The sequence below is a fragment of the Streptomyces sp. NPDC093252 genome (genome assembly GCF_040683675.1).
Classification (GTDB): Bacteria; Actinomycetota; Actinomycetes; order Streptomycetales; family Streptomycetaceae; genus Streptomyces.
This window is the reverse complement of sequence record NZ_JBFBEM010000002.1, coordinates 444,143-460,405: the sequence shown is the minus strand read 5'-3', so window position 1 is coordinate 460,405 and position 16,263 is coordinate 444,143. Positions and strand designations below refer to the sequence as shown.

The window sequence follows — 16,263 nt, the reverse complement described above, 5'->3', positions numbered from 1 at the left end:
CGCCCTCACCGGCGACCCGCGGCCCCGCCCGCACCCGAAACCCACCCGACCCCGATCCGAGGACCCCGCGATGCGACCCCTCTCCCTTTCCGGCTCCTGGGTGCACGAGCCCAAGGTGTTCCCCGACGGCCGGGGCAGCTTCCACGAGTGGTTCAAGGCGCCGCTCTTCACCGAGGCCGCCGGGCACCCGTTCACCCTCGCCCAGGCCAACATGTCCGTCTCCAGCCGGGGCACCCTGCGCGGTATCCACTTCGCGGACGTGCCGCCGGGCCAGGCCAAGTACGTCAAGTGCGTCCGGGGCTCGGTGCTGGACGTGGTGGTGGACATCCGCACCGGCTCGCCCACCTTCGGCGAGTGGGAGGCCGTACGGCTGGACGACCGGGACCATCACGCGGTCTATCTCTCCGAGGGCCTCGGGCACGGGTTCATGGCGCTCAGCGACGACGCCACCGTCGTCTATCTCTGCTCCGAGGGCTACGCCCCCGAGCGGGAGCACGGCATCCACCCGCTCGACCCGGCCCTCGGCATCGAGTGGCCCGCCGATGTCGCCCCGCTGCTGTCGGCCAAGGACGAGCAGGCGCCGACCCTGGCCGAGGCCCGTGAGCAGGGCCTGCTGCCCTCCTACGCGGAGTGCGTGGCGTACCGGGAGAGCCTGGGGCGCTGATCCGCGCGGGGCCGCCCGGGGCTCGGTTTGACCAGTCCTGGGGTGCCCCGTAACCTTGACCGTCGGTGTGTCCCTCGATATGGACACGCCACATCCCCGTAAACCTCTTCCTCCGGAAGCCGGCGATGTCCGGTGTCCTGGAGAGGCCGCCCGTGTTCGGGCGGCTGGACTTCGGGGGTGCCGTTCCCGAGCGAGAGAGTGAGATCCGCGTGTACGCCATCGTGCGCAGCGGTGGCCGCCAGCACAAGGTTGCTGTCGGTGACATCGTCGAGGTTGACAAGATTTCCGCCGCCCAGGTGGGTGACACGGTAGAGCTCTCCACTCTGCTCGTCGTCGACGGCGACGCCGTGACCAGCGACCCGTGGGTGCTGGCCGGCATCAAGGTCCAGGCCGAGGTCGTGGATCACCACAAGGGCCAGAAGATCGACATTCTGCGCTACAAGAACAAGACCGGCTACCGCCGTCGCCAGGGCCACCGCCAGCAGTACACGGCGATCAAGGTGACCGAGATCCCCGCGGCTGCGAAGTAAGGGACTGAGGAGACATGGCACACAAGAAGGGCGCGTCGTCCACCCGGAACGGCCGCGACTCCAATGCCCAGCGGCTCGGCGTGAAGCGCTTCGGCGGTCAGGTCGTCAACGCGGGTGAGATCCTGGTCCGCCAGCGCGGCACCCACTTCCACCCGGGCTCGGGTGTCGGCCGCGGTGGCGACGACACGCTGTTCGCCCTCCAGGCCGGTTCGGTGCAGTTCGGCACCCACCGTGGCCGCAAGGTTGTGAACATCGTCCCGGTCGCCTGACCGGACTCTCTGCGCGAGGCGGACCTCACTTCCCGGTCGGGAAGGCGGGTCCGCCTTTCGTGTGTTGACCTGTAGGCATCTGACCGAGGGGCGCCCCCGGATCCGACCCCGGCTCCCTGGACTCCCTGACTTTCGTACGTTTCTGGAGGCACCACCATGACCACCTTCGTGGACCGCGTCGAACTGCATGTCGGCGCGGGTAACGGGGGCCACGGCTGTGCCTCCGTGCACCGGGAGAAGTTCAAGCCGCTCGGCGGCCCCGACGGCGGCAACGGCGGACGCGGCGGCGATGTGATCCTCACCGTCGACCAGTCCGTCACCACGCTGCTCGACTACCACCACTCCCCGCACCGCAGGGCCACCAACGGCAAGCCCGGCGAGGGCGGCAACCGCTCCGGCAAGGACGGCCAGGACCTGGTCCTGCCGGTCCCGGACGGCACGGTCGTCCTCGACGGGGCCGGGAACGTCCTCGCGGACCTGGTCGGGCACGGCACGTCGTTCGTGGCCGCGCAGGGCGGCCGGGGCGGCCTCGGCAACGCGGCGCTGGCCTCCGCCCGCCGCAAGGCGCCCGGGTTCGCGCTGCTCGGCGTCCCCGGGGATCTGCGCGATGTCGTCCTGGAGCTGAAGACCGTCGCCGATGTGGCGCTGGTCGGCTACCCGAGCGCCGGGAAGTCCTCGCTCATCTCGGTGCTCAGCGCGGCCAAGCCGAAGATCGCCGACTACCCCTTCACCACCCTGGTCCCCAACCTGGGCGTGGTCACCGCGGGCTCCACCGTCTACACCATCGCCGATGTCCCCGGGCTGATCCCGGGCGCCAGCCAGGGCAAGGGCCTCGGCCTGGAGTTCCTGCGCCATGTCGAGCGGTGCAGCGTCCTGGTGCACGTCCTGGACACCGCGACCCTGGAGTCCGACCGCGACCCCACCTCCGACCTCGATGTCATCGAGGAGGAGCTGCGGCAGTACGGCGGGCTCGGCGACCGGCCCCGGATCGTGGTCCTCAACAAGATCGACGTCCCGGACGGCAGGGATCTCGCCGAGATGGTCCGCCCCGATCTGGAGGCCCGCGGCTACCGCGTCTTCGAGGTGTCCGCGGTCGCCCACACGGGCCTGCGGGAACTGTCCTTCGCCCTGGCCGACCTGGTCGGCCAGGCACGGGCCGCGAAGCCGCAGGAGGAGGCGACCCGGATCGTCATCCGCCCCAAGGCCGTGGACGACAGCGGGTTCACGGTGACCCGCGAGGACGACGGGCTGTACCGGGTGCGCGGCGAGAAGCCCGAACGCTGGGTGCGCCAGACCGACTTCAACAACGACGAGGCCGTCGGCTACCTCGCCGACCGGCTGGGCCGTCTCGGGGTCGAGGAGCAGTTGATGAAGGCCGGTGCCCGCGCGGGCGACGGCGTGGCGATCGGGCCCGAGGAGAACGCGGTCGTCTTCGACTGGGAGCCGACGGTCATGGCCGGCGCGGAGATGCTGGGCCGCCGCGGTGAGGACCACCGGATGGAGGCCCTGCGCCCGGCCGTCCAGCGCCGCCGAGAGCGCCAGGCGGAGCGCGACGAGGCGGACGAGGAGTACGAGGGCTTCGAGCCGTTCAAGGGGTCTGAGTAAGGGGGCCTGGGGTCTCCCCAGCACCGGGGAGACCCCAGGCTTTCAGGGGCGCTGGGGGCACCCCCTCTGGGGGAGGAACTGCGCGACCAGCCCCCACCCACCCGCACCCACCCCACAACGCACCCCACCCCACTGCCCCCGGGTCACCCCCCGTCACCCGTCGTGACATCCCTCCCCTGTGGAGTTACTCACAGCAATCCCACCCCCGATCCCGCCGCGCAGGGAACTTTTCGTCCATCACCAGCGTCAAAAGATGAATGAGAGGTTGCGTGCACATATGCGGCGGAGGTCGCTCACCTTGCATCGCGGTAACCACAAGTGGGAGCATTTGCAAGCTCCCAGACGCCCCGAGGTAGGTCACCTGTGTCACAGCACATTGCCAAGCCCCGTACCACCGCAGTGATCCTGGCCGGTGGCACCGGCCAGCGCGTGGGACTCTCGATTCCCAAGCAACTGCTGAAGATCGCCGGCAAGGCAGTCATCGAACACACGCTGACCACCTTCGAGAAGGCCGATTCCATCGACGACATCATCGTTCTGATGGCCCCCGGCTATGTGCCCGACGTGGAGAAGATCGTCGCCAAGGCGGGCTTCGAGAAGGTCTCCCGGGTCATCGAGGGCGGCGCCACCCGCAACGAGACCACCGAGCGCGCCATCGCCGCCCTCGGCGAGGGCCTGGCCGACGGCGAGGACCGCAACGTCCTGTTCCACGACGCCGTCCGCCCGCTGCTCTCCCGCCGGGTGATCGACGACTGCGTGGCCGCCCTGGAGCGCTACCAGGCCGTCGACGTGGCCATTCCCTCCGCGGACACCATCATCGTCACCCGCACCCACGGCGAGGACGGCGAGTTCATCACGGAGATCCCGGACCGCTCCCGGCTGCGCCGCGGGCAGACCCCGCAGGCGTTCAAGCTGTCCACCATCAAGCGGGCCTACGAGGTGGCGGCCGGCGACCCCAACTTCCAGGCCACGGACGACTGCACGGTCGTGCTGAAGTACCTGCCCGACGTGCCGATCCACGTGGTCGCGGGCGACGAGTACAACATGAAGGTCACCCAGCCCGTCGATGTCTTCATCGCCGACAAGCTCTTCCAGCTCGGCTCCACGGCCGCGCCCGAGCACAGCGGCGAGGCCGCCTACCGCGAGCTGCTCGCGGGCAAGACCCTGGTCGTCTTCGGCGGGTCCTACGGCATCGGCAAGGACATAGGCGAGCTGGCCGAGTCCTACGGCGCCACCGTCTATGCCCTGGGCCGCTCCACCACCGGCACCCATGTGGAGAACCCGGAGGAGGTCGACGACGCGCTGTCCAAGGCGTACGCCGAGACCGGCCGGATCGACTACGTGGTCAACACCGCGGGTGTGCTGCGGATCGGCAAGCTCGCCGAGACCGACAACGCCACCATCCAGGAGGCGCTGAGCGTCAACTACCTGGCGCCGGTCCAGATCGCCCGCTCCTCGTACAAGTATCTCGCCGAGACCAACGGCCAGTTGCTGCTCTACACCTCCAGCAGCTACACCCGGGGCCGCGCCGAGTACAGCCTCTACTCCTCCACCAAGGCCGCCATGGTCAACCTGACCCAGGCGCTGTCCGACGAGTGGGCCGCCGACGGCATCCGCGTCAACTGCGTCAACCCGGAGCGCACGGCGACGCCGATGCGCACCAAGGCGTTCGGCCAGGAGCCCGCGGGCAGCCTGCTCTCCTCCGAGGCCGTCGCCCGTACCTCCCTGGATGTGCTGCTCTCCGAACTGACCGGGCATGTGATCGACGTCCGCCAGCAGGACCCGACCGCCAGCGCCGGTCAGGCGTCCGGTTTCGAGCAGGCGCTGGCCGGGGTCCTCGACCGCCAGGACACGTAGCCACGCACCCTCCGTACGGCGTGGTTCACCCGCACCTACGGCGTGGCATAATCGACATCTCCTGGTCTTCTGTCATTCAGGCCCTTGTGGGTTCCGGTTCGCCGAATATTCACAGGGGCCTGAGTCCGTACATTCCCCACATTCCCCGTAAGTTTCCAGAACTTCACACCCTGGCTACACAGAATCTTCAGGAATTTTACGGGCCTTGCCGACGCCCGCGGATTGTCGCCGAGGGCACCGCACCCCTCTCAGAGCAGGTTTTCCGTGATAACCACCGCTATTCGCGTCGCCCGGGTGGGCAGCGCCGCCGAGCTGGTCGCGGCGGCCCTGGTGATGCTGGGCTTTCCGGCGCTCATGCTGGCCGCGCTCGTGCCGAGCGTCCCCGCCTTCGCCGCCGCGGCGGCCGTGACCTACCTGGCGGACCACTTTCTGCACCGCCGGGGCAGCTATCTGATCAACCGCCTGAGCAAAGTGCGCGCGGGCCTGTCGATCCGCTTCCTCATCCGTGAGCTGCTGCTGGTCCTGCTGCTGGCCCGCCTGTCCCTCTCCGACAACCTGATGTTCTACGGCGCGGTCGCCGGCTTCATCGCCTTCTACGGCCTCCAGGCCCCGCACGGCGCGCTGGTCACCCTGATCCGCAACCGCCGCCGGATGCCGGTCGCCACCCGCAATGTCGACCTCGCCTCCCGCATCCGCATCCCGGGCGCCCCGCCCCAGTGGCTGCTGGACCGCTCCGCCGAGAAGATGCTCCACCTCGACCTCGCGGCCGTCACCGGAATACTGGTCTCCGCGCAGCTCGACTCGGCCATCGCCGGATTCATCGGCATCGGCGTCACCGTCGGCCTCGGCTGCCTCTACGTCCTCTCCCTCGCCCCCTTCGTGCGCGGCAACCGCATCCCGCCCCGCGCCGAGAAGGTGCTCGACGCCGTCGACGACTGGCTGCGCGCGTACCGCCCCGAGACGGTCCTGTACTTCTCCGGCTCCAAGGAGTCCGCGTACCAGGTCAACATGTGGCTGGAGACCATGGAGCAGCTCGACTCCAGGCCGCTGATCATCCTGCGCGAGCGGGCCATACTGGAGCGGATGGCGCCCACCACCGTGCCCATCGTCTGCGTCCCCGGCGGGGTGCATCTGATGAACATGGACCTGTCGACCGTCCGGGTCGCCCTGTACGCGGCGAACGTCGGGAAGAACATCCACCTGCTGCGCGTCCCCACCATGAAGCATGTCTTCATCGGCCACGGCGACAGCGACAAGCTGGCCAGCGTCAACCCGTTCAGCAAGGTGTACGACGAGGTGTGGACCGCCGGGCGCGCGGGCCGCGACCGCTACGCCCTCGCCGATGTCGGGGTCCGCGACGACGACATCGCCGAGGTCGGCCGCCCCCAGCTCGCCCCGATCCAGCTCTGGCACGGCGTCCCCGAGGACCGGATGCCGACCGTGCTCTACGCGCCGACCTGGGAGGGCTGGGACGACAACCCCGGCAACACCTCGATCCTCCTGGCGGGCGAGAACATCGTCCGCACCCTGGTCACCGCCGACCCCCCGGTCCGCGTCCTCTACAAGCCGCACCCCTTCACCGGCACCCGCAGCGCCGCCGCCAAGGCCGCCCACCAGCGGATCACGGCCCTGGTCGGCAGGGCCGCCGCCGAGCGCGCCGCCGCCCCCGCCTTCACCGCCGACGCGGGCGCCGAGTCCGCCGCCGCGGCCGAGCTGACCCGGATCGGGGCCCGGCTCGCCGAGCTGACCAGCGCCGGAGAGGGCGGCGACGAGGCCGAGTCCACGCGGGACGGCGTGGTCGACGTGGCGAAGTTCCAGGAGATCGCCGGGCTGCGCGCCGAGTGGAACGACGCCTACTGGCGCTCCTTCCCCCGCTGGCAGCACCGGGTGATCACCGACGCCGAGCCCCGCCTCTACGACTGCTTCAACGTCTCCGACGCGATGGTCTCCGACATCTCCTCCGTGGTCTCCGACTTCATCGCCAGCGGCAAGCCGTACGCGGTGACGGACTCCGCGGCACTGGGCGCGGAGGAGTTCAAGCGGCAGAACACCGCCGTACGGGCCGCCGTGATCCTCACCAATGACGCCGCCGGGCTGGGCGGGCTGCTGGCCGCGGTCCGCGACCCGTCCACCGACCCCCTCGCGGCGGAGCGCGGTGAGCTGAAGCGCTATCTGCTGGGCCCGGACGAACCGGCCTCGATCGTCCGGTTCAACACGGCCGTCGGGGACCTGGCGGCGAAGGCCGAGACCCGCAACCGGGGGCAGGAGACCCGGACGGCGACGAGCGAACTGACCGGCTGAGCGACCGCACCGACCCGCCGAGGGCCCCGGAGAGCCGAAGAGCCTCTCCGGGGCTTTTTGTCTGCCATTCCGTGACCGGGACCGGATGAACCCCGGCCCCCTTTGCGCCGTCTTTGTAGAAACGAAGGAGCGGACAGGAAGTGGACGCGGGGGAAACACCCGTGTCCCGGCGACGGCCTCCACGACCGGGAGGCGCGCGGTCCTCCTGCCGGAGACCTAAGGGGACAGGTGTGACGCAGCCTGATGTGACCGTGATCATCGGGGCGTACGAGGCGATGCCGTATCTGGTCGAGTGCCTGGCGTCCGTCGAGGCGCAGACCCTCGATGCGGGGCGCGTCGAGGTGATCGCCGTTGACGACGGCTCGACCGACGGCACGGGGGAGTACCTGGAGGAGTTCGCCGCGCGGGCCCCCATGGCGGTGACGGTGATCCGGCAGGCCAACTCGGGCGGCCCCAGCGGCCCGCGCAATGTCGGCCTGGACCGGGCGTCCGGGCGGTACGTGTTCTTCCTGGACGCCGACGACCGGCTCGGCCCCGAGGCCCTGGAGCGGATGGTCGCCGCCGCCGACCGCAACGGCACGGATGTGGTCCTGGGCCGCGTCGAGGGCATCAACCGCAAGCCGCCCCGCTCGATGTGGCACCGGAGCTTCGACCGTACGGACGTCTACTCCTCCAACATCAAGTACACCCTGAGCGCGCAGAAGCTGTTCCGCCGGGCTCTGCTGACCCGGCACGGCATGCGGTTCGACGAGTCCCTGTGGACCGGCGAGGACGCGCTGTTCACCATGGAGGCGTATCTGCGCGCCGACGGCGTCTCCGTCATCGCCGACCACACCTGCTACTACCTGGTCGGCCGGGACGACGGCAAGCATGTCACCCGGTCCGGCGGCTACACCCTGCGCTTCGACTCGGCCCGCGCGCTGATGGGCCTGATCGCCGAGCTGGTGCCGCCCGGTCCGCGCCGGGACGTGCTGATGCTCCGCCCGTTCCTGGTCACGCTGCTGCCCCAGTTCGGCCCGCGCTTCCTCAAGGACGGCGAGGAGGTGCGCCGCCACAAGCTGGAGCTGGCCAAGCCGCTGATGGACGCCCACTGGAACGCGGACGTGGCCCGCAGGCTGCGCGTCCACGAACGGCTGCGGCTGCACCTGATCGCCGAGCAGCGCGCCGATCTGCTGGTGGACGTGGTGGAGTTCGTCCACCGCAAGAAGAACCCGGCGCCACTGCTGGAGCGCCGGGGCAGCCGGGTCTATCTCCCGTACCCGCACTTCCGGGAGACGACGGCGGGGATACCCGACGCGGTCTACCTGGCCGCACCGCGCGAGGCCCGCAAGGTGCCGGGGTACCGGGAGAGCCGGGTGGTCTTCCTGATGCAGGCGGCGGCACGCCGGGCCCGGCGGGCGCGCCGGATGGTGGTGGGGGAGGGACGCCAACTGGCCGGGAACGCTCGCTGAGGGGGTGCGGCCGGGGCGCGGTGGGGGCGCTGGGGCCGGGGGTGCCGGTGGTGGTTCCGGCGCCCCCGGCGGGACCGCCTGCCCCTGTGGGGACCGCACCCGGCCGGGACCGCCCGCCCCTGCGGGACTGCCCGCCCCCGCCCGAGACCGCCCGCCCTACTGCCGCCCCTGGAACGCCCGCCGCAGCGGACGCCCCACCACCCGTCTCGCCCGCCGGTACACCGACCGGTCGCCGCCACCGGCCGGCTTGCCCGCCGCGCCGCGGCCCTTGGCCAGCTCCTTGCGCAGCCCGGCGTTCTCGGCGGCCAGCTCGTCCATCCGGCTCTGGAGCCAGCCGAAGCGGCTGCTGAGCGCGGCGATGTCGGCGTCGTTCCAGGGCCGGATGCCCGGCGGGAAGGACAGCGACCGCATCCGCTTCTCGAACGCGGCCCCGCCGTCGCCATGGGTGAACGTGTTGTCCAGGCCGTTCCTGGTCAGGAACCCGGTGAAGCGCTCGAACCGCTCCTGGTGACCGTCGATCAGCCCGCTCAGATCGGCCTCGTCGTACAACTGCGCCGGATCCAGTTCCGGCGAGATCCGGTCGATGGTGCGGTGCGGGATGTCGAAGTAGCGGCACAGCTCCAGCGTCCGGGAGTCGGCGCAGAGCACGGTCGCCGGGGTGCCGGCCAGCAGTGCGGCGATATTGCCGTGGATGCGGGAGCCGAAGGAGTAGTCGAAGGTGCGCAGATCCTCGATCCAGGTGATCGGGTCGACATACACCCGGACCTTGCCCTCCCGGTACATCGGATGGTCCGGGTGGGTCGGCATCCCGGTCACCCGGGCGTTCGGGCTGGACATGTCCCGCCAGTGCAACTGCCGTGCATCGCTCAGGTTCTGGCCGATGAAACGCAGATTGGGGTAGCGCTCGTGGGCCCGCCGGATCACCGCGCCGAGCCCCTGGGAACGGACGGCGCTGTGCGAGCCGTTGACCGAGATACGGGACACGGCGGTGAGCGCGGGCACCCGCTTGCGGACGGTCAGCTCCTTGCCGTGCAGGAACAGCGAGGGGCAGCCGATGACCTCGACGTCCCGGAAGCCCATGTCCTTGAGATAGCGCTCGGTGAACTCACCGCGCACCCCGATGGCGGCGCTGTGGTCGAGCACCGCCGAGACGAACGCCCGCACGGTCGGCTCCATGGGCTTGAGCCGGGCCGCGTCGTACTTCAGATTGGCCTGCGCGCCCACCCCGAGCACCACCACCGGGATCTTCAGCCGGGTGATGAGCTTGGTCAGCCGGCCGAGGGACTCCTCGAAGGAGGGCCGGAAGGCGTTGGCGAGCGGGACGACGAAGGCGTCGTACTCCTCGTTGATCCGTGCCGCCTCCGCGATGCTGGTGCGACCGCCGTTGGAGACCACCTCGGTGTGCGGGGTCTGGAGGATCTTGTGCGAGGCGTCGCTGAAGATCAGATTGCCCGCGTTGGTGGCGATGACATCGCGGTGCAGGGCCTCCTCGACGGGGACGACGTCGTACGGGCTCTTCCCGGACCGGAGCAGGATGCGCTTCGCGCGCGGCGCGGGCTGTTCGGTGTGCGACACAGATGTCAACCTACGTTTACTCGGGCTTTAATTTCCAGATGATGGGCGTACAACCTTTTCACTCTTTGCGGAGTGCGAGCATCCGGTTGTGGGGCGAAGGTCGGGGAGCGGGGCGGCGGATGGGCGGGATCCGGCCAAGTGGGGGCGCAGGGAGGCGGGAACGGGCGGGGCGTCCGACCGGTGAAATCGGTGCGCGGTGCACGATCCCCTTCGCGTAGATTGCCGGACGAGGCAGTGGGAGCTACGCGAGAGGCGAACACCAACGTGGCAGGGGCAAGGCAGGCCGTGCGCGAGGCCCGCAGGATCGTCGTCAAGGTGGGTTCCTCGTCGCTGACCACCGCGGCGGGCGGACTGGACGCCGACCGCGTCGACGCCCTGGTGGACGTGCTGGCGAAGGTCCGCGGCGGGGGCGAGCGGGAGATCGTCCTGGTCTCCTCCGGAGCCATCGCCGCCGGACTCGCCCCGCTCGGCCTGCGCCGCCGCCCCCGTGACCTGGCTCGCCAGCAGGCCGCCGCCAGCGTCGGCCAGGGCCTGCTGGTCGCCCGCTACACCGCCTCCTTCGCCCGCTACGGCGTGCGGGTCGGCCAGGTCCTGCTCACCTCCGACGACATGAGCCGCCGCGCCCACCACCGCAACGCCGCCCGCACCCTGGACAAACTCCTCGCGATGGGCGCCTTCCCGGTCGTCAACGAGAACGACACCGTCGCCACCGACGAGATCCGCTTCGGCGACAACGACCGCCTCGCCGCCCTCGTCGCCCATCTCGTCCGCGCCGACCTGCTGGTCCTGCTCTCCGATGTCGACGGCGTCTACGACGGCGACCCCAGCAGGCCCGGCACCACCCGGATCGCCGAGGTGGCCGGCCCCGAGGACCTCGCCCATGTCGAGATCGGCAGCGCGGGCCGGGCCGGTGTCGGCACCGGCGGCATGGTCACCAAGATCGAGGCCGCCGGGATCGCCACCGGGGCCGGTATCCCCGTCGTACTGACCAGCGCGGTCCACGCCGCCGACGCCCTCGCCGGACACGACACCGGCACCTACTTCCGTCCCACCGGCAAACGCTCCGCCGACCGGCTGCTCTGGCTCCAGCACGCCTCCACCCCCCAGGGCGCCCTGATCCTGGACGACGGCGCGGTCCGCGCGGTCGTCGAACGCCGCACCTCGCTGCTGCCCGCCGGGATCTCCGCCGTCGAGGGCGAGTTCAGCGCCGGCGACCCGGTCGAACTGCGGGACACCGGCGGCGTCGCCGTCGCCCGTGGCCTGGTCAATTTCGACGCCAGGGAGATCCCGCGGCTGATCGGCCACTCCACCCGCGAACTCGCCCGCGAGCTGGGACCGGCGTACGAACGGGAGGTCGTACACAGGGACGACCTGGTGATCCTGCATCCGCAAAAGAGCTGATTCGTCCACCACCGGTGGGGGACGTTCCGTAAAACGGCCCCATGGAGCCTTGCGGCCTGCTCAACTTTGTCTCAGCGACCCCTTCGCAGGAGCACCGCGCGAGCCGGTACGGCGGGGGCGCTGGGGAGCGGGACCGGGACCAGGGACGACAGGACCGTAGCGAAGCACTGAGGAGGCCGCCGTGAGACGAGTGCGTCCTGCGCCGACGGCGTACCGCGTCGGCGCCACCGGGCCGGGCGCCCGCCCGCCGGGGACCTCCCGTCCCGCGGGCGAGGAACGCGCCCTGACCAGCGTCACGGCCGACGGATACCGGCAGCCCGACGGCGACCGCGAGAACGACCGCCCGGCGGACGCGCCCCGCCTCTGGCACGTCACGCTCAGTGTCTCCGGCGAGGCCGCCCCGCTCACCGAGGTCCGCCGCGCCCTCCAGCAGCTCGCCCACGACCACCCCTTCCTGCTGACCAGCCGCTATGCCGTCGACCACGCCGAGATCCGGTACTGGGAGGAGGCCCGCGATCTGCACGACGCGGCGGCGGTGGCCCTGCGGCTGTGGGGCGAGCACCGGCAGACGGCCGGGCTCCCGCCCTGGGAGATCGTGGGCCTGGAGGTCATCGACCGGGGCACCTACCACCAGCGGATCGCCGAGGGCTACGGCCCGCCCCCGGCGTCCCCGGTGGGCGTCCACCCCTTCTGAGTCCCTTCTGAGTCCCCTCCCGCCCCCTCCGGGCATGTCTCGCGGTTCGGAACATCCGGCGAAACGGTCCGGCGGGCGCATTACCCTTCCCACCATGACCACGCTCTCGCCGTACGACTCCATGTCCCCGGTCACCCGGGCCGCCTACCGGGCGAAGGCCGCCGCCGCCGACCTTGCCCCGCTGCCCCGGGCCGCGAAGGACGACGCGCTGCTCGCCATCGCGGACGCCCTGGAGGTCCGTACCGCGGAGATCGTCGAGGCCAACGCCGAGGACATCGCCAAGGCCCGGGAGGCCGGGACCAGCGAGGCGATCGTCGACCGGCTCACCCTCACCCCGGAGCGGGTCCGGGCCATCGCCGCCGATGTCCGGGACGTCGTCGCGCTGCCCGACCCGGTCGGCGAGGTGGTCCGCGGCTCGACCCTGCCCAACGGCATCGACCTGCGCCAGGTCCGCGTCCCGCTCGGCGTCGTCGGGATCATCTACGAGGCCCGCCCCAATGTCACCGTGGACGCCGCCGCCCTCTGCCTGAAGTCGGGCAACGCCGTCCTGCTGCGCGGCTCCGCCTCCGCCTACGCCTCGAACACCGCCCTCGTCCGGGTGATCCGCGACGCGGTCGGCGGCGCCGGGCTCCCCGCCGACGCCGTCCAGCTCGTCCCCGGCGAGAACCGGGACAGCGTGCGCGAGCTGATGCGCGCCCGCGGCCTGGTCGACGTCCTCATCCCGCGCGGCGGCGCCTCCCTCATCCGCACGGTCGTCGCCGAGTCCACCGTCCCCGTCATCGAGACCGGCACCGGCAACTGCCATGTCTACGTCGACGCCCACGCCGACCTCGACATGGCCGTCGACATCCTGATCAACTCCAAGGCCCAGCGGGTCAGCGTCTGCAACGCCGCCGAGACCCTCCTGGTCCACCAGGACATCGCCGCCGAGTTCCTGCCGCGCGCCCTGGACGCCCTCGCCGACGCCGGGGTGACCGTGCACGCCGACGACCGGGTCCTCGCCCACGCCAAGGACTCCCGCGCCACCGTCGTGGAGGCCACCGCCGAGGACTGGGAGACCGAGTACCTCTCCTACGACATCGCCGCCGCGGTCGTGGACTCCCTCGACAAGGCCGTCGAGCACATCCGGCTGTGGACCTCCGGGCACACCGAGGCGATCGTCACCACCTCCCAGCAGGCCGCCCGCCGATTCACCCAATTGGTCGATTCCACCACCGTCGCCGTGAACGCCTCCACCCGCTTCACCGACGGCGGCCAGTTCGGCTTCGGCGCGGAGATCGGCATCTCCACCCAGAAGCTGCACGCCCGGGGCCCGATGGGCCTCCCCGAGCTGACCAGCACGAAGTACATCGTCACCGGCGACGGACACGTACGGCGCTGAGCACCCCCCGTCCCGGCAGCCGGATGAATTTCCCTGCCGTCTGCCCAAATTGACCCCCCAGGTCTACTCTGGAAAGCGTGCCGGACGACGTGGGGGGCACGCCGTTCCCTGACGGTTGGATGCCCGACGACGACCACGACCGCGGACTGTCGGACGAAGAGTTCGCCGCCGTGGTCTTCGACGAGGACTTCGTGAAGGCGGCGGCCGTCCATGAGCCGACCGCCGTCGAACGCCTCCTGGCCGCCGCCCAGGCGAGAGCGGAGGCCGCCGAGGCCGAGTCCCGCCGCGCCCACACCAGAGGCCGGCACCACGACGACCCCTACGGCGACCCCGAGCTGGACGGCCTGTACGACCCCGACGCCCTCGACGACGACCACTACGGGCGCCCGGGGTACGGCAGACAGGTCCGCTGGCACCGCCCCGTCGCCTGGCTGCTCGCTCTGGTGATGGGCGTCGGCATGGTCGTCCTGGCCTTCGCGGCGGTCTACCGGGGCGCGTCCTCCGCCAACCGCCAGGACCCGGCCCCGCCCCCGGCCACCACCGGCGTCGAGCAGGGCGAGGGAGGCCGCGCCGCGGCTCCGTCCGCCTCCGCCGACTCCTCCCGGCCGGTGGTCCCGGCGGTCCCCCAGACCCCCTGAGCCTGGTGAGTACCTGTCAGAAGTTGTCGCGTAGCAGGGCGTTTACCGGAGGGCCCGGAGACCCACTCTGAAGATATGGGCGGACCTGGAGACCCACCTGAGGGGACACCCGACGGCGCCCCCGGCGGTGCGGACGACGAGTACCGATCCGTGGTGTTCGACGAGTCGTTCGTGCGGGCTGCCCGGCTCCAGGAGTTCTCCGCGCGGGAGCGGATGGGCGACCACGCCCCCGCCGTGCGCCGCCGCCCCCCGATGCGCAGAAGCCTGTCCCGCCAGGCCCTCGTCCTCGTCCTCCTGATCGCCGTCGCCTTCGGCACGGCCGTCTACATGGGCGTCCGCACCCCCTACGACAGCGGCGCCACCACCGTCCCCAAGGCCATCGAACCTCTACGGATGACGGTCGTCCCGCTCACCCCGCGCCAGGAGGTGCCCGGCACCACCGACCTCGACCGGCTGTTCGCCGCCAGCCCCGCCGCCCAGTTCCGGATCGGCGCGGAGGGGATACCGCTGCCGGCCGCCCGCAGCACTTCACACTTCTCGGACAGCCAGGTCGTCACCGCCCTGACCACCGCCAAGGACTACCTCGTGCGCTCCTCCCTCTACCCCGAGGTGCTCACCGGCGGTGAGGTGCGGTCCGTCCGGGTGATGCTCGACCCCGACCAGCTCGACCAGTTCGACGAGAGCTTCGACCGCCCCGCCGCCGACGGCCGGCACGCGGCAACCGGCTGGCTGGTCCGCTTCGACCCCGAGGCCGTCGAACTCGCCGACCCCCAGATCCGCGTCCAGGGCACCCTGGAGGCCGCCGAGACGGACTCCGCCACCCTGGAGGTGGTCTCCGACCACGTCTTCGTCTACGCCCTGCGCCCCGCTGGCGGAGGCGCGGGCGCCGAGGCCTCACTCTTCACCGTCCGCCGTGAGCTGCACTTCCGCTTCGACCGCGACGACCTGCGCCTGCACCAGGCCCGCCTCCAGACCTCGAACGCCCAGGCCGGCCCCCTCTCCTGCGCCGACGACTGGTCCGCCCTCCTCCACCCCCTCCTGGCCGGCCAGACCCCCAAACCCGGCCCCCCCACCCCCACCGACCCCTACGCCCCCTCCCCGGCAACGTCCCTGTGCGGAACCCTGGCGGAGCATGTGCAGCCGGGGGTGTGAGGGGGTGCGCTGCGGGTTCTTGTGCGGGGTGTGTTCTGCCGGTGCTTGTACGGGTGGGGTGTGCTGTGGGGGTGCTTGTAGGGGTGGGGCGTGTTCTGGGGGTTCTTGTGTGGGAGGTGTGTTCCGCCGGCGCTCGCACCGGAGGGGTGTGCTGTGGGGGTCTGCTTGTGAGGCAGGGGTGTGTCCTGCGGGTGTTTGTGAGGGAGGGGAGCGCTCTGCGGGTGCCTTTGTCGGAGAGGTGCGCCCGCTGCCGCTCGCGCTGGAGTACGCCCCGTGCGGGTTCTCGCACCGCAGGATGCCGCCGCGCGGGTTCTCGGCCCGGCGGGCGTGACCCTGCTGGGCTCGCGCACCGGGGGGTGCCGGGGCGCGGGTCGTCGGCTCGCTGTGCGTCGCCGTGCGGATGCTGGCACCGGGAGATGCCGCCCTGCGGGCTCTCGTGCCGCCGGGCGCGGCTCTGCCCTGCGGTGCTCCCCTCGAAGGGTGCCGCCCCGCAGGCTCCCGGCCCGCCGAGCGCTGCCCCGCGGATGCAGGTGGGGGATGCTGCCGTGCAGGCTCTCGCCCTGCCGGGCGTGACCCTGTAGGGAACTGCCCCGCCCTGCCGGGTGTGGCTCTGCCGAGGGCTGCACCGCTCTGCCGAGGGCTGCGCCGCTCTGCGATGCCCGCGTCGAAGGGTGCTGTCCTGCCGGTCGTCGCTCTGCCGGATTCGCCGCTGCGCCACTGCCCCTCGCAGGGTGTCGTCGCGCGG

The 16,263-nt window shown here is 71.3% G+C and carries 12 protein-coding genes and 1 pseudogene; 12 read left to right on the top strand and 1 reads right to left on the bottom strand.

Features of this window, described 5'->3' with window-relative positions; translation table 11 throughout:
• Window positions 1-70 precede the first annotated feature (70 nt).
• From rfbC to AB0O01_RS05190, 7 genes are all read left to right on the top strand, one after another.
• Window positions 71-664, top strand: a complete 594-nt coding sequence (rfbC, locus tag AB0O01_RS05220; RefSeq protein ID WP_365311076.1) for a dTDP-4-dehydrorhamnose 3,5-epimerase — start codon at window positions 71-73, stop codon at window positions 662-664.
• A gap of 209 nt (window positions 665-873) precedes the next feature.
• Complete coding sequence (gene rplU / locus AB0O01_RS05215) at window positions 874-1,194, top strand: 50S ribosomal protein L21 (RefSeq protein WP_365311255.1); 321 nt, start codon at window positions 874-876, stop codon at window positions 1,192-1,194.
• Window positions 1,195-1,208: 14 nt separating this feature from the next.
• Complete coding sequence (rpmA, locus tag AB0O01_RS05210; RefSeq protein WP_029387501.1) at window positions 1,209-1,463, top strand: 50S ribosomal protein L27; 255 nt, start codon at window positions 1,209-1,211, stop codon at window positions 1,461-1,463.
• A gap of 156 nt (window positions 1,464-1,619) precedes the next feature.
• Window positions 1,620-3,068, top strand: a complete 1,449-nt coding sequence (obgE, locus tag AB0O01_RS05205) for a GTPase ObgE (protein WP_365311075.1) — start codon at window positions 1,620-1,622, stop codon at window positions 3,066-3,068.
• Window positions 3,069-3,431: 363 nt separating this feature from the next.
• The gene (locus AB0O01_RS05200; RefSeq protein ID WP_365311074.1) at window positions 3,432-4,925 is read left to right on the top strand and encodes a bifunctional cytidylyltransferase/SDR family oxidoreductase; all 1,494 of its coding nucleotides are present in this window, start codon (window positions 3,432-3,434) and stop codon (window positions 4,923-4,925) included.
• 264 nt (window positions 4,926-5,189) lie between these two features.
• Window positions 5,190-7,226, top strand: a complete 2,037-nt coding sequence (locus AB0O01_RS05195) for a hypothetical protein (RefSeq protein ID WP_365311073.1) — start codon at window positions 5,190-5,192, stop codon at window positions 7,224-7,226.
• Between the two features lie 230 nt (window positions 7,227-7,456).
• The gene (locus AB0O01_RS05190) at window positions 7,457-8,677 is read left to right on the top strand and encodes a glycosyltransferase family 2 protein (RefSeq protein ID WP_365311072.1); all 1,221 of its coding nucleotides are present in this window, start codon (window positions 7,457-7,459) and stop codon (window positions 8,675-8,677) included.
• Between the two features lie 156 nt (window positions 8,678-8,833).
• Here AB0O01_RS05190 and AB0O01_RS05185 read toward each other — a convergent pair whose 3' ends face one another.
• Entirely contained in the window at window positions 8,834-10,252 is a 1,419-nt protein-coding gene (locus AB0O01_RS05185; RefSeq protein WP_365311071.1) for a polysaccharide pyruvyl transferase family protein, read from the bottom strand.
• 285 nt (window positions 10,253-10,537) lie between these two features.
• Here AB0O01_RS05185 and proB point away from each other — a divergent pair, with 285 nt between their 5' ends.
• From proB to AB0O01_RS05160, 5 genes and pseudogenes are all read left to right on the top strand, one after another.
• A complete protein-coding gene (gene proB / locus AB0O01_RS05180) occupies window positions 10,538-11,653 on the top strand; it encodes a glutamate 5-kinase (RefSeq protein ID WP_365311254.1) in 1,116 nt (371 codons plus the stop codon).
• Window positions 11,654-11,843: 190 nt separating this feature from the next.
• Window positions 11,844-12,347, top strand: a complete 504-nt coding sequence (locus AB0O01_RS05175; RefSeq protein WP_365311253.1) for a hypothetical protein — start codon at window positions 11,844-11,846, stop codon at window positions 12,345-12,347.
• A gap of 94 nt (window positions 12,348-12,441) precedes the next feature.
• A complete protein-coding gene (locus tag AB0O01_RS05170; RefSeq protein WP_365311070.1) occupies window positions 12,442-13,728 on the top strand; it encodes a glutamate-5-semialdehyde dehydrogenase in 1,287 nt (428 codons plus the stop codon).
• Window positions 13,729-13,777: 49 nt separating this feature from the next.
• A pseudogene (locus AB0O01_RS05165) lies at window positions 13,778-14,366 on the top strand (hypothetical protein).
• Window positions 14,367-14,441: 75 nt separating this feature from the next.
• Window positions 14,442-15,518 (top strand): hypothetical protein, encoded by a 1,077-nt coding sequence (locus AB0O01_RS05160; protein ID WP_365311069.1) that lies wholly within the window; start codon window positions 14,442-14,444, stop codon window positions 15,516-15,518.
• The last annotated feature ends 745 nt before the right edge of the window (window positions 15,519-16,263 follow it).

Coding starts and splice junctions, on each gene's coding strand:
- rfbC (WP_365311076.1), top strand. CDS start 71: ATGCGACCCCTCTCCCTTTCCGGCTCCTGGGTGCACGAGCCCAAGGTG.
- rpmA (WP_029387501.1), top strand. CDS start 1,209: ATGGCACACAAGAAGGGCGCGTCGTCCACCCGGAACGGCCGCGACTCC.
- obgE (WP_365311075.1), top strand. CDS start 1,620: ATGACCACCTTCGTGGACCGCGTCGAACTGCATGTCGGCGCGGGTAAC.
- AB0O01_RS05170 (WP_365311070.1), top strand. CDS start 12,442: ATGACCACGCTCTCGCCGTACGACTCCATGTCCCCGGTCACCCGGGCC.
- AB0O01_RS05160 (WP_365311069.1), top strand. CDS start 14,442: ATGGGCGGACCTGGAGACCCACCTGAGGGGACACCCGACGGCGCCCCC.